The organism is Rhodococcus sp. NJ-530, from assembly GCF_003860625.1.
GTDB classification, from domain to species: domain Bacteria; phylum Actinomycetota; class Actinomycetes; order Mycobacteriales; family Mycobacteriaceae; genus Rhodococcus_F; species Rhodococcus_F qingshengii.
Genome location: NZ_CP034152.1, coordinates 4,317,404 through 4,331,563, shown reverse-complemented (window position 1 = coordinate 4,331,563; position 14,160 = coordinate 4,317,404). Strand labels below are relative to the sequence as shown.

Genomic DNA, 14,160 nt, shown 5'->3' with positions numbered 1-14,160 from the left:
CGGCATCCGAAGTAGGTCTGAATGCAACCCGACGTCGAGCATCCTGATTCGGCGACGCCTTGTTGGTTTTGGATAACTTCAGCCGGAGTTGCGGTTCTCACGGTAGTAACTGGCACGGTTGCATTCGGATCTGGATATGAACCACCCGTGTACGGATTTCGGCAGACAGTCCCGTCGCAATTGAAGGTATTTGCCTGGCGCTCGCTCTCCAAGTATTTGTTTCCTCCGAGTTGATCGAAGCACCACTGTGAAAATGCCATCGTTCCGTCGCTCATCCGCGCAGGGCCGGGTGTGCCCTGTAGACATTCGACCACGACCGGCGCCGCGGGAGTAGGCGCTTCGGTGGTGGGTGGAATGGATTGAACAGCAGTCGCGCTTACTGACGTGACCACGACGTCGGATGTGATTGGGGTAGTCAGGGGATTCGCTGTAGCCTCCGATCGAGGAGTGGACGAGGCTGCGGTCGTCGAGGGTGCGGTTTCGGCTGGAGGTGTCGAGCAGGCTGAGAGCGCCAGTAGACCTGCAAGCGCGACGAGTGTGCAGGCGTGCCGAGTCTTCATGAAAGCCGATTTGTGCCAGTAATTTTGACTCACCATTAGCTCCTGAGGTGTGGGTGTGATGCACTTGCTGAAAGTCGGTTGTGGCTGTAGTTCTTGGTCCGCTGGCTTTGCGTATTTTTGCACGGTGCAAAAATGACCAGCTAGCTGCTGAGCTTCGGTGCCTGAGCCTGGATTCGCATATCGCTCAGCGTTAGGTTGGTCCGAACAACGGTCCATTCCCATCCGTTCGCCGACCGGCCGACTGAGTGCGTGAGTGCTGCTGATACGGAAGAAAACTCGCGCCCACCAGCGAAGATCGCACCGTCATGTCGAACGCGGGCTCGATGGACAAGGTTCTTCTTCGGTTCGCGATAGACGAGTTCGTCGTCGGGTTGTAACAATCCTTGATTGAGGAGGACCTGAATTGTTTCGGTGTAGTGTTTTCGCTTGATTGCGGGATCTGGAGGCTGAGATTCTTTGGCAAGTGCTGCAACATATATCTTTTCGATTGTCAGAGGATTTCGTTCGATAATGTTGAGATAGCCCGGCAACAGTCTTAAACCTGATTCAACGTGGTCGGCCCTGAGCTGACCTAGCCCGAAGAAAGCTGACGGCAGACTGGCAATTTGTACAGAGGTCAGCACAGTGCCGATAGGCATCGATCTGAACACTTCGTTGACATGGCTGGCGATATCCACCTGAGGCGGGGCAGGAGGTGTTATTCGAGGTCGGTCGGTCGGCGTGGGTCGACTTGAAGGGACCGAGACTGGAACAGGGATGGAGAGCGGGTGCGGCCACTCTTTGCAGAAGGAATCGGCAAGTCTGACACTCCGCTGCAGAATTTGCTGGGGCCCGAAATCGAGTGGAAGCAGTTGGTTGACTCCAGATGGGGTGGTCTCCAGAATCAATGACCGTCGTTTCTCCCAAGACGCAGTGGAAGCTGTTGCGCCAAGCTTTTTCGGCAATAGCGTTAGGTTGCCTAACGTGTCGAGAATTTCGTCTGGAGCGTCCCGAAGATTGGGTGCTAGAAGGTATTCGATAGCCAGGTCAGAGGTAGCGGACTCTTCCGTGGGTGCCAGCGCTCGATTGCATCCACCCAGCACGAGTCGAATTCGTGCTCGGGTCAGTTGGCGGTAAATCGGTTGCGTAAGGAGTACATCTTGAACGGCCTCGTCGGTCGGCCAAAACCCGGATTCCGCGGACTGGTTTAGCAGGTACTCGCGGATCGTCGTGGTAGGAGGTTCTGTTCGGCGCTTCAGTAGGTGGAGGAGCTCAAGCATCATGCGGTTGTAGTTTTTGCTGGTCAGTCTGGATACCATTCGGCGGACCAGCCATGATTCGAGCAGTTGAAGGGCTGCACTTCTCTCGTGTGATGGATAGCTGTCAAATAAGAACAACAATACTGGTGTGATCACGGTTGTATCAAGCACGCTCAGGTGGGAGAGGAAGAGTGTCTCATCGGAACTTTCACCCTTCGATTCCGTGAGGTTCTCGTAAATGCTGCTGAATCGCTTGATCTCGGACATCAGATCCGGAATTCTTTCGCGACTAAGCGTTGCTGTGAAGGTGCGAAATTGAGTGAAGAGTGCTGGTGCCAGGATCTCCTTGCCCAGCCGCATCGTCAGATAGTGGGCGAAAAAGGCGTCGAGCCGCGATCGGTTCAGTCGGCCTTGCCGGATCTCTGATTTCCATGCCTTCGATTCCAACGGTTGCCAGTAGAGGTTGTAAAGGGTTTCGGGGTCATGGCCGTAAGACTCTGCTAGTTGGAATAGGAGATTCTTGATGAGATCGCTCGGAAGCAGGGGTGTGCCACGGTCATTGAGGCTCTCAAAGATCACTTGTGCATTGTCGTGCTGGCTGAGATTGATGACGACTAGTTGCAGCCCATCGCGGAGGACGTTTACCAGCGAATTGGCAGCGGAATCTTGGGCCTCGGATCCAACGAACTCTTCGAGCCATTGGAGGGCACGTCGAAAGAAGTACCTGTATGCGTCAAGGAGTACCGAATCAGAGTCGCTGTTGGTGAGTAGTTCGTCGATCTGGTGCTGAGTGTCCGCCACGATGATGGTTGAAAACGGACCACGATCGGTTAACGTCGGCCAGACTTTGAAGCGTGCATGGCGGTCAGTGGATAGTTCGTCTTGGTTACGTGTGAGCTGGCGCAGTGCATTTATGTATCGGTCGGGAACACCTCGCGTCGTAAATGCATCTCTCACTGCTGCAAGTAGCACTTGCAATGTGGTGAGGCGCTGTTGACCGTCCACAACTTGACGCGACGGAATCGAGCCTTTCGTGGCCTTGAGATGATCCAGAACTACCGCCCCGAGGAAGTGAGGATTGGCGTCGTCGTCATCCGCGAACAGCGTCACCATGCTCGCGACGTCGTTCCATAGAGGTTCCCAGTTACGATCTTCTTTCCATACGTATGGTCTTTGAAAGATCGGGACGATCAGACACTCGTCCGAACCAAATATTTCTCGGATGGTGTGGGGTCGAGCATCCATTGCGCATCCTTGGTGTCGGTGTGTGGTGATATCTCTAGGGAACAAAATGACACGTTAGTCGAGCTGTCTGACATGAGGGAGGGGCGCCAAGTGCTAACCGTGTCGTCGCGCGTGCTGAACTTGCTACGGGAAGTCCCCGAGTCTTCGGTAGAGGAATTGGTAGGCCGGCTCGCGGAATCGAGTTGCACGGCCAGTCTGGTGGAGCGAATATTGTTCGACCACCCGGACGTGTTTGATCATGATGGCGGCATGTCTCGCAAGTGGCATGTGCTGAGCGGGAGGGCGTTCCCGATTGCACGCAACTACCTTGAACAGCCACTAAGAAAGTGGCAGGAACATGCGCTTCAGGAGTGGATTGTGGCGGGGCGAGGTGGCGTTGTAGAAGCTGTCACGGGAACGGGTAAGACGGCCGTCGGCGTGGCTGCGATTGCAGATGCGTATTCGAGAGGGCTCCGGAGCCTGGTTCTAGTGCCTGGAATAGACCTGATGGAGCAATGGCATTCAGTCCTTCAGCGAGCTGTCCCAAACACAAAAATTGGTCGGCGAGGTGACAAGTTCAGGGATACGCTTGACTCGCATCGCATTTTGATCTCGACCGTTCAATCCGCAGTTCGCGGTGAATCGTTCCCTGCTACCTCCGGTTGTCTGCTGGTGGCGGATGAAGTGCACCGTTACGGGGCTTCGGCTTTTGCGCGGGCCCTGACCGATGACTTTCAGGAGCGGCTCGGTTTGACGGCGACCTATGAACGCAGTGATGATTCGATCGATACAATACTGAGTCCCTATTTCGGATCGACCATCGACGGTTGTGACTACCGGCGTGGTTACGAAGAGGGGATCCTCGCTCCTGTCCGAGTAGTGAACATAGCGGTTCAGTTCACTCCGAAGGAGCGTCACGATTACGAAGATGCTGACGAGCGGGCAAGGTCCGCGCGCACGAAGTTGATCAACAACTGTGGCATCCCCGCCGAGCCGTTCGGGCTATTCATGCAAGAAGTTGATCGACTATCGAATGACGAAAATGCCGGTCCTGCAACATTTCTGGCGCGAAAGTTCATGAAGGCATTCAATGATCGGCGCTCTATTCTCGCTCAGAGCCATGCAAAGCTGGATCTGCTCAGACAGATTGGCTCCGCAATGCGGGGGCCTGCTCGGTCGATTCTCTTTTCTGAGACAGTGGCGGCCGCTGAAGCGGCGGCAGCGATGATCGCAGACCAAGGTGTTGCTGCGGAAGCGATGACTAGTGGGATGAAACCTGCTGAACGAGCAGCGTTGCTGGGACGATTTAGGGTCGGTGAGGTGGTTGCACTTGCGACGCCGCGGCTTTTGGACGAGGGAATTGACGTACCAGAAGCAGAACTCGGGCTCATTCTCGCGGCAAGTAGAAGCCGGCGTCAGATGGTCCAGCGGATGGGCCGGATCATTCGGCCCAAACATGATGGCCGCCATGCGATCTTTGCAATTGTGTATGTCGAAGGTACCTCGGAGGATCCGGCGTCGGGTGCGCATGAAACGTTTCTTAGACAGATCTTGGACATTGCCGACGAGGTACGTTCAGTAAGCGGTGCGGATGCAGCAGCTTTGCTGAGACGTTGGTTGTTGGAGCGTCCAGAAGACGTAGAAATGAACATTGCTGCAGAAGTACTAGATGCGGCTGTGAAAAGCGATCCGACCGAGTTCGATCCGGATCATGCAGCCGTGACTGCGTCGGAGTCCAATAGCTGGACGAAGGAAGCCATCCTCGACGTTTTCGACGATTTTGAGGGGCTTGCAACTTGGGATGAACTGATTGAATTATTGCCTGATGACGAGATCCGAAAAACTCTTATGGCAGGAAACTTGGAAGGACGCGTCAGCTGGACCTTGGTTGATGGCGTGTTGGTCGGTGACGGTGGGCAGGACCGGACGAGTCGGAAAGATCGTGTTGCGCGGCTGTGGGCGCTCAGGGATACCCGAGCAGCTATCGCGCCCAATCCCGGACTGAAGCAGCTGCGCTGTGCTGCGAATGGCACTCCGCTCGAGAGTGTTTCTCTTCAAAGGTTGGCAGAACTATGGGAGTCTTTGGCAGGAAGTAGCTCTCAGGTACTCGAATCACGGGTCGACCATTCGGCGCCCGGCGTCGAGGTCGTTGCTGATAAACCTCCTAAGCAAGCAGTCGTGCCCCCAAGTGATCAGGAACTTCGCGCCCTGATCGAAGCAATCGAAGCGCAGGGCGGTAGAGCCACTTTGGTCGAGAACTCACGTCGGACTGCTTTGACTGTCATTGGCTCAGACGGTATCCGTCGCGTTGCGCGAGTGCTGGCCCCCACAGCAGGTGATTGGTTCGCATCGAAAGATGACGGAAATCGATCGCTTGATGACACTCACGCCACGTCGTGGATCTTTGTCGATCCCTCTGAACAGCCCCAGGCCCATTACATATGTTCGGCCTTCGATATTTCACGGTCGGTCCGCAACGAAATCGACGAATGGATGATCGCGAATCCGGGACTGACACGTCAACTGCATCCGATTCCGCGATCGATTGTGGTGAGCGGCCGCGATCGCTGGGACTACATTGGGTGTGGCACTGGTGGTGTTGCAAAGACAAATATCGCAGTCCCACGAATTGCTCTGACGTCGCCGTTGCCTAAAACTCCGGCGAAGCATGCGACCAACTCGAATTCAGTAGGCCAGAATTCATTGTCGCTGAGAGCAAGCACTCGGAAGGTCGTCGTACGGACGCTGGCGACCAAGAACAGCATTCGCATCTATATGGATGTTGAGGGATACCGTGTCGTGGCGCTCTACGACCAGGTTGGGGGCGGAGTAAAGGTCACACGCGCTGCTGGGTTCCAAGTACTGGAAGGGCGAACGTTCGCAGATCCGGGTGGCGCGGCGACTGCTGCCAAATCGGTAATTGCCGGCGACGACGTCGAATGCAATGGATGGATCGATTGGATAGTTGACGACGGATCTGGAATTTCATTGGCACAATCAGTCGGCAAAGGGCGCTAACGATGAGTAATTTGGCGCCTGGCCCGGGTCGAAAACCGACGTGTCGGCCCCATGCGCGATGATATCCAGGTGAGATTGGTGCCCGCAGTCGAACAGCTGATGGGCGTTATGGGAGGTACCGAATGACTAGTGCGTTGAGCCACGCCGAGACGCTTCGTCTGCCTGCGGATCACCGCTGGGTTGTTCTCGACGTTGAGACGTCGGGGATGCGGTCGGCATCGCATCGTGTGCTCAGTATCGCCGCATTAGTACTGCGTGAGGATGGTTCCGTAGAGCGTCAGTTCTCGACTCTGCTCAATCCAGGATGCGATCCGGGGCCCGTCCACGTTCACAACCTCACTCCCGACCGCTTGGCTGGTGCGCCGCGTTTCGAAGACATTGCTGAGGAATTCGCCGACTTGCTCTCAAGCCGGACCATGGTGGCACACAACGCGTCGTTCGACTACGGCTTCCTCGACGCAGAGTTTCAACGCGCAGGTTTTGGCACCCCGATCGAGAAGCGGCTGTGTACTTTGGCGCTCTCGCGACGCCTGGAGCTCGACGTACCCAATCACAGGCTCGCAACACTGGCCGAGTATTGGAAGATAGAACAGGTCAATGCGCACGACGCCTACGACGATGCGCGGGTACTCGTCGAGGTCTTCGGCAGGAGCGCATCTCTCGCGGAAACGCTGCAACTTCCGCTTCCAGTGGTGGGGTGTAAGGACCGCCGGGCCACGGTCCACTCTCGCGAGATCAAGCGAGTGCCGTCGTCATTCACCAACCCCGGACGCCTCGATCTGACTCACGGCTTGGTCCAAGGAATGAAGATAGCGATCAGTGGTCCGACATCCGCACCCCGGGCTACGCTGGCTGCCCGCCTCACGGACGCGGGATTCGAGTTCACAAATACCGTGAGCCGACAGACGAGTGTTCTGGTGTGTGACAACACTGCATCTCAAAGCTCGAAAGTACGTAAGGCCGAGTCGGATGGAATTCCCGTGATCTCGGAGCAGCAGTTGGAGCACTTGTTGGAACGTGCAGTGCCGGGTGAGATCAAGATTGAGGGCGCTTCCGTGGGAGTGAGCACTGTTGAACCCGTGCCTGACACGATGACAGCGCCGGAAGTCGAGGTCCAGCGCGAGGTGGTTCTGGTGCCGGAGATGATCGTATCTGCGCAACCTCGTCCCGACGAATCGACCTCCGGGGTACGGCCATCATCGATCGCGACTGCATCCCCGCTCGCGAATCGCAAGGCGAAGGCGTGGCAGGGGCGTCGCGTTCTGATTCTCGGCGGTACCCATCTCGACGGCGTGATCATGCGGTCGCGCATCCTGCAGCTCGGTGCTCGTCCGTCTCTCAACTTCACAACCGCCGTCACCGAGGTTTTGGTGTTGGAAGGCGGTGAATCCGACAAGCGGATGGCGAGGGTCACGGATCGAGGGCTTCCTAAGATCACGGAATCCGACGTCAACGAGGCGTTGGTCTCGGGTGTAGTTCCCGCCCACATGAGGCTCGAATCACGCTTGTCTGCACCGATTTTGATGCGTGGCGAGGTCGTCGATCTTCCTGCCGCTCAGTCGTCGTGGTCGATCAATGTTGCGTGGCGGGCAGAAAACGTTGGAGACGAATTCGACGTCGATGTGGTTGCCTTTCTCCTGGACGGAACCAACAAGGTCGATTCGGATCAAGATTTCGTCTTCTACAACAACACCGTGGATGAGGACGGCGCAGTCGAGCTCTCCGTCGACGGTGACAGTGAGCAGAGTGTCCGTGCAGATCTCGACTCTTTGCCTGCGGAATGTCAACGTGTTGTCATCGCAGCAGCAGTCGACGGTGACAAGACGTTCGGCGACTTAGGAGCAGTCTCGGTCAGCATTGATGGTCCTGACGGAACATTTGCCACATTTGTACTCGATCTCGGAACGGTCGAGCGGACCATGGTTCTCGCCGAGATCTACCGCCGCGGAAATGTTTGGCGGCTTCGGGCGGTAGGTCAGGGGCATAACCACGGACTCGGTGCTATGGCTGTCGGCTACGGTGTCGAAGTGGATGATTGACCTCGATTTGTTTCTCGAGACGGTGGAGTGAGGTCCAGTCGCATTGCGGCGGCTGCTTCGGCGTCTACATCCCGATGCTGGAGTAGTTCGATCAGGTCTTCTTGTCGCGGTTGCCCAAATGCCAGGCGGTAGAGGGCAACTCCGGCTTTGGATTTCTCAAGTCGAGGGCCGTCGATGCTCAACTCATAGGGCATCAGTTCGCGAATCACCTTGTGAGATCCAGAGTAGATCCAATCCGGTACCAGTCCGCCGAGTTCTTCGTCCGGGATGGCGTACGCGGCCGTCCAGGGGTGGACGTCGTGAGCACCCAAGATGCTGATCCGGTGGCGCTCGACTAGGTTGCGCCGCACAGCATGGCCACGGAACCGGTTGACGCGACCGTCGCGTTGTTCGAAGTCAACGGGGTTCGACGGTGTATTCCAATGCACCACATGGTGACACCAAGGGTGGAAGTCGATTCCCTCTTGGCCGGCGCTGGTCGAGATGACGATGAACGGCCAGAACGGACTGTTGAATGCACGGCGAATAAGGGCCGGTCGAAACGACTCGTCGCTCTCGGATTTACCGCCGTATTGAACGGCAAGGTGAGTTCGGAAGCGGATGTTATCGGCTTCGTCTATGGGGTCGTGCGACAGGCTCTGACCCACTCGAAGTGACATCGCCTCGGCTGCAGAATTGGCGATGGCGTAGATCTGATCGACGTCGAGAGGCTCGCTGTCGTGGGTCGGTGTCAATTGCCCGAGATATTCGTCGAGGACTGCTTGGAGATTACCGTCGGCGCAGTACTGCAGAACCTGTCGCCAATACGGTAAGTCCGGATAGAGCTGCCGCAGAAGCACTGCGGATTGCCAACGATTGAACGTTGATCGGAGTCCTGACGCGATAGTGGCAGCAGCTCCCCAGATGTCGCCTTCTGCAACGCTCGGGGCAATCCGCAATCGTTTCAGCGATCGCCACGCGCAATTCGCTGGAGAGCGCGCCGCCAGTTTGGCAGTTACCTCGACGAGGTCGGGCGGTATCCGACCGTCGGTCAGCGTTGTGGTGCTCTCGGCGAGGGTCAGGAATGGATCGAGACTAGTTGCCTCGTCAGCCGCCTCGGCATCTGAGTCATGGTGCGACTGTAAGACATTGCGGAGCCATCCTTGATCGTCCGAGCTGAAATCGAACACGTCGAATTGCTCTCGATCGATATGCATCGGCCACGACCAATAGAAGTGTTGTGCCCCGGTCGCAGACGAAGTTTCGCGACCACGCGGAATGGTCGACTGAAGTCGCTCCACCACAGTGGCTTCGAAGGACACGGTATCAACCGGGTCGACGTGGTCTCGAGCAAGGGCGAGTGGATCCGACATTGTTGCGAGATGTGGCATCGGCCAGAAGAGGGCAAGGGTGGTCATCTGCGGATTGGATCCGCGGTATTCGAGCGGTGAACCGATGGCTCGGAGACTATCCGGATCGTTGGGAACTATCGAGGAATGTCCTTGCATCAAGCGATGTTCCGCGTGATAGCTCAGAATTGATGCGACGGCGGGAGGAGTTGACGACCAGCTGGAGAACACCAGTCGCTTCGTTGTCTGTGCCAGATTGGGATCAGCAAACGGACCTCCGGGGGTCAGGTACGGAAGGCTGGGCGGGATCCACAGTAGTTTTTCCCAGCCCGTATCGACGGTATCGTCGCGGAAATTTCGAGTCCGAGCGTTGCCCGCTTCGATCTCAGCGAACTGTCTGACAGCAGCGGCGTCGACTCTGCTGATGTCGAGTAAACGCGACTCGCTACTGCCGACGGTTGCAGCGTACTTCCGACCGAACTGATAGTTGCTCATGAAGTTGACGAAGTAGGGAACGGACTTCCAGTAGTCCACGCTGAACTGGGCGTCGAGTTCCCTGGCGAGGCGGCGCAGGGCCGCGTACCCGAGTAATTCTCGAGGTTCGATTCCAGAGATCGTGGACCTGCGTTCCCGAACCATTGTGTTGTCTAAATTGGCCGGGCGTTCCACGCGACACATCAAGGACAAGAGGAGGTTTCGTAGGTCTGACATCGTTTGCGTGGCTTCGCGATCCTCGATAACGGCATTGCGGAACTGCTCTAGCAGCGCCATGACGTCACTGGATTTCACCAGCTTCGAACCATCAGCGAGGAAATCAATCGTCTTGGTGAAATCGAAGTAGTGATCGGCACCGGAATCGTCGGCCTCGGTATAAGGCTTGTATGGCGTTGCAGACAGAAGAAGTACCCGTGTCCCGTGGTGACCGAACAGATGGCGCGCAAGTTCGCCGGCGGATGTCGTCTCGTCCATCAACTCTGTGAACCGCTGAAACTCGTCCATGATCACAAGATCGGGCGCCAGCGAATTTACGCTGGCATGAGCAAGTTCGTACCGCAAATCTGCAATGAGGGTCGTGATGGCGGAGTTTCGACCGGGATCGTTGATCGGCTTTTTCATCAGGTCGAACAACCTGTCGGCGATGGACGGTTCGCCGGCGTTAATCGTGGCAACAAACGCTTCCAAGATCGACGGATCAATCGAATCGCCGAATTTCTCCTCGAAAACTGCGACGTCCCTTTCGAAGGTATCGAAGGAAGCGACGGAACCCTGCAGGATCGTCAGCGCAGCCACGCGTTGGGTGGCTGAGAACTGGAACTCGCGATCGAGCAACAGAAACAGCAGTTGCCTCTCATCGGAACGGCCGGTCCTTAGTCCCGTCTTGAATGATGTATCCGGAGTCAGTGAAACAAGATTGACGGGTACGCGCAGGTTGTCTTCTACGGAGTCCAGTCTGCGGTTGTGAGTGGCGAGCAGTGTCAACCGGCTGGTGTGTGTGATGTCTTTGTTGTCGGTGACATTGAGACGTTCGAGATTCTGTCGCGCGAGGTCGATGTTGGAGCAGATGTACACGATGTTGATCTCGGTACCGGGCGGGCCTTGTTGAAGGTGTTCGATTGTGCGCGCAATGATTCCGCGCGCCACCATCGACTTGCCGAGTCCAGTTTCGTCTGCGACGAGGAAGTGGCGACTGGGATCCGGTTTGTAGAACTGCTCGAATACATGGTCAACGGTGTCCCGCTGAAAGTCGCGTAGTCCGGAGAGTATTGTTTCGGCGCGGAATTTCTTGTTCATGCGTTTCTCCGATTCAGAACCGTTGCGGCAGAGTGAATATCCGTCCAAAGTGCGGAGAATCCTGGAGGCAGCAGGTCGCGACGTGTGTCGTCACGATGGAGTCGGCGAATGAAGCCGTCCATATCGGTGAGGACGGCCGGGGCCGTCGCCAGAGCGAGTAGGAGTGATTCGAGAATGCCGGGGAGCGGTCCGGATTGGGAGCCTTGACCGCGGATCATCTGGTCGAATGCTCCGCCTGCACTGTCCCCGCCATTGGAGATGGACAGCATTAGCGCAATAAAGCGCAAAACATCCTCGGGCTTCTTCAGCTGCGATGCAAGGATTTCGTCGAGGCGCTCGTCGGGCTCGTTGATCAGGTTGGCAACAACCACTGTGCCGCCGCTCGATCCGCCAGGTTCAGTGACACGAACTGCGAGGAACTGCGTGATGTCGACCAGCGTCAGCCCGGGACTGATGAAGTCAACGGGTTTGTCGGCCGTCATGGTAACTGCCGATCCGGGGCGGGTGGTCAGTTCGATCGTGGCGGTGTAACCATCGGGAAGTTGTATGGCTACAGCAGTTTCGATCAGCAAATCGAAGAATTCTCCGGCCGGTTGGACCGTCGCGGTGAACGGAGTTGATGCAACAGCTCGCAAGGTCTTGTCGAGTTCACGGCGAACGGCATCGGCTTCATCCGGTTCTGCGCCACCGGTGGCTTCGTACGGGCTGATGATGGGTCCGAGTCCGCCGCTGCTAAGCATGGCATTGATTCCGAATTTCTTTTTTGCGCCGGTCATTTCGACCAGAATCTCGACGTTTTTGCTGAATGCCGCAGCGGTTGCATTTGCAGAACCGATGAAAAGTCTTGCCGAGTGGTTGTATTCAACTACATAGGCCTTAGCGTGTAAACCGCCCAGGACATTTGCCGAGTCTGATTCGGGATCAGGAATTCCTGCGTCAGAGTTGAGCACGTACGACGCCTCGAACCAGCTCAGGGTGTCTGGGCGGAGCTGTTCCAAGGATTCTGCGCGGCTGATGACATTCGCGAGTACCCGTTCACCCGGAATCACAGCGTCGAAGCCGTCGTCGCCCAGGAACGGTGAAATGGCGAGGTGCCGTGTGCCTTCGAAGTTTGGTGATGGTTTATGGCCTGGCACGCCGAACACATGGAAGGCGATATCCGAGAGTCCCTCCGGCGCAGTCCACTCGGCAAGCCTGACGTCGTCGGCCAATGCATGCACACGTCCGCGTCGAGTCGGCTCCAACGGCGAGACAGTGGCATCGTCAGCTAGGTATTGAAGCAATGCCCTCAGCGGCTTGTTGGTCTTGTTTCGCGCGCTCCCCATAGTGCCGTCGAGTGCCACAACTATGTCCCAGGAATTGTCCCGCGTCAGGTTTCGGCTCTGAACGAGGAGTCGGAAACTGACCGCGCCTTCGTCATCAATGTACTTGGCCAACCAGATCTTGGGGTGAAAGAGTGTCCCTGGTCTGCTGCGCACAGCATGGACTGCGGGCTCGAGGAAGGCCATGAGTGCATTCGTTCGCTCAGGAACTCGAATGTGTCCGGCTTGATGGAATATATCGATAGCGTTGGCGCAGATGCGGATAGACGCCAGCATTGCAAGGGGATCCGTCGCATGGGACGGTGACGCAAAGGCGAGTGCAGGTACCAACGCGGCCTGTAAATCGAGGGTGAATGTAGTTCCCACCAGGTGGTCGAGCCGAGAGCCTGCCGGTGGCCGCAGTTGATCCACCAGTGTGGCTCGTTCTTCAGGCGCCAGCATTGTTCAGTCCTTCGGAGATGTCGCTCAGTATTTGTGATGCTTGTGGCCAACGGAATTGGAGTCGACTGGCGCCGGACGCGCCTTGCCAGAGTCGCAGTTGTTTCTCGTTTGTCAGACGCGACTGCGCGCCCTTGTTCTGAAACTCACGATCGCCGATGAGTTTTCGCAGTTCGACGGAGTCTGCCGGCGCGCCCGCTCCAAGGTCATTGATGCCGTCGATCCAGGTTTCGGCAAATTGCCGCGTTCGCGATGGCAGTGCTGGGAACCGGCTCCACAACCGCGACCGGTCCCAGGTCGGGGCAAGTGGATGATTCCAGTACCGCTCGCTCCACTGCTCGAGTTCGTCACGGTACCGCTGCGCGGGTGCCTCCACGCTTGTCAGCTCGTGGCGCTCGTACGCTTCGCCCACCATCAAGTTGTAGAGTAGCGACGCGCCGTGCAGGGCAAGCGAGAACAGCTCGGTGTCTTCGACCAGGCCGTGAAGCTCCTGCGGTGCTGCATCCAGATCGAGATCCCAGAGGTAGTCGACGTCGAGGTCAGGCATCGTCGGTTGGCTCAGTAAATGCGCGAGCAAGGAACCGTCGCAGGTCACGACGATCCGCTCGCGAAGCCAGTTGGCCTCCGCCACAGAGAGATCAAACCCCTGGTCTGTCACATCCGCGGGGAATGACTCAGGCAGAGGGAGCGTCGACCACGGTGAGGTGTCGTGCATCTCGACGTCATTTGCCTCCCCCTTGCGCGACTGTGGCAGGTGCTGTGGGCGGGTGTCGTGGCGAAGGATCCTGTAGGTCTGCAGTGCATTCCAGTAGATCGCGGAGGGGAGTACCCGCACCGCTGCGCCGGCGACCCGTCCGATCAGCCCCTGAGTGTGGCCGGCCTCGCGGAGTGCGAGCAGTACCTCGCGTTGTTCTCGGTCTGCAGCTTTGACCAGCGCTGCACCTGATTTGCGCAGCGCTGCTCGTTGGAATGTCCACGGAATCAGGACCAGATAGCGGGCCCGCGTCTGGACGGTGGAGATCCCGGGGAACAGGCGGTCTGCGAGTCCGTCTCGGATCTGACCGATACCGAGATTGTCGAGGGTTCCGGGTTCGCTGAAGAGCGCAACGAGTTCGCGCATTCGTCGTTCTTCCTCAGCGGACGTGTCGAGCCAGGCGATCAGCGACAAGTGAGCACTCCAAGATCAAGTCGGGACGAGCGAA

6 protein-coding genes are annotated in these 14,160 nt (G+C 57.2%); 2 read left to right on the top strand and 4 right to left on the bottom strand.

Features of this window, described 5'->3' with window-relative positions; translation table 11 throughout:
• Window positions 1-700: 700 nt before the first annotated feature.
• The gene (locus EHW12_RS20075; protein ID WP_125051569.1) at window positions 701-3,043 is read right to left on the bottom strand and encodes a DUF262 domain-containing protein; all 2,343 of its coding nucleotides are present in this window, start codon (window positions 3,041-3,043) and stop codon (window positions 701-703) included.
• Between the two features lie 90 nt (window positions 3,044-3,133).
• Here EHW12_RS20075 and EHW12_RS20070 point away from each other — a divergent pair, with 90 nt between their 5' ends.
• The gene (locus tag EHW12_RS20070; protein WP_164490593.1) at window positions 3,134-6,040 is read left to right on the top strand and encodes a DEAD/DEAH box helicase; all 2,907 of its coding nucleotides are present in this window, start codon (window positions 3,134-3,136) and stop codon (window positions 6,038-6,040) included.
• Between the two features lie 122 nt (window positions 6,041-6,162).
• Window positions 6,163-8,079, top strand: coding sequence for a TerD family protein (locus EHW12_RS20065; protein ID WP_125051565.1), 1,917 nt, complete (start codon window positions 6,163-6,165; stop codon window positions 8,077-8,079).
• On the opposite strand, the gene EHW12_RS20060 is transcribed toward EHW12_RS20065, so the two are convergent.
• From EHW12_RS20060 to EHW12_RS20050, 3 genes are read right to left on the bottom strand one after another with little or no spacing between them, the layout of a single operon-like run.
• Window positions 8,055-11,198 carry a helicase-related protein gene (locus tag EHW12_RS20060; RefSeq protein WP_125051562.1) on the bottom strand — a complete coding sequence of 1,048 codons (3,144 nt, stop codon included), beginning with the start codon at window positions 11,196-11,198 and terminating at the stop codon, window positions 8,055-8,057. The genes EHW12_RS20065 and EHW12_RS20060 overlap by 25 nt on opposite strands.
• Window positions 11,195-12,961, bottom strand: a complete 1,767-nt coding sequence (locus EHW12_RS20055) for a phospholipase D family protein (protein ID WP_125051560.1) — start codon at window positions 12,959-12,961, stop codon at window positions 11,195-11,197. The genes EHW12_RS20060 and EHW12_RS20055 overlap by 4 nt, the downstream gene beginning before the upstream one ends.
• Window positions 12,948-14,126 (bottom strand): DUF6361 family protein, encoded by a 1,179-nt coding sequence (locus EHW12_RS20050; RefSeq protein ID WP_125051558.1) that lies wholly within the window; start codon window positions 14,124-14,126, stop codon window positions 12,948-12,950. Before EHW12_RS20050 ends, EHW12_RS20055 begins: the two co-directional genes overlap by 14 nt.
• Window positions 14,127-14,160 lie beyond the last annotated feature (34 nt).

Coding starts and splice junctions, on each gene's coding strand:
- EHW12_RS20060 (WP_125051562.1), bottom strand. CDS start 11,198: ATGAACAAGAAATTCCGCGCCGAAACAATACTCTCCGGACTACGCGAC.
- EHW12_RS20055 (WP_125051560.1), bottom strand. CDS start 12,961: ATGCTGGCGCCTGAAGAACGAGCCACACTGGTGGATCAACTGCGGCCA.
- EHW12_RS20065 (WP_125051565.1), top strand. CDS start 6,163: ATGACTAGTGCGTTGAGCCACGCCGAGACGCTTCGTCTGCCTGCGGAT.
- EHW12_RS20075 (WP_125051569.1), bottom strand. CDS start 3,043: ATGGATGCTCGACCCCACACCATCCGAGAAATATTTGGTTCGGACGAG.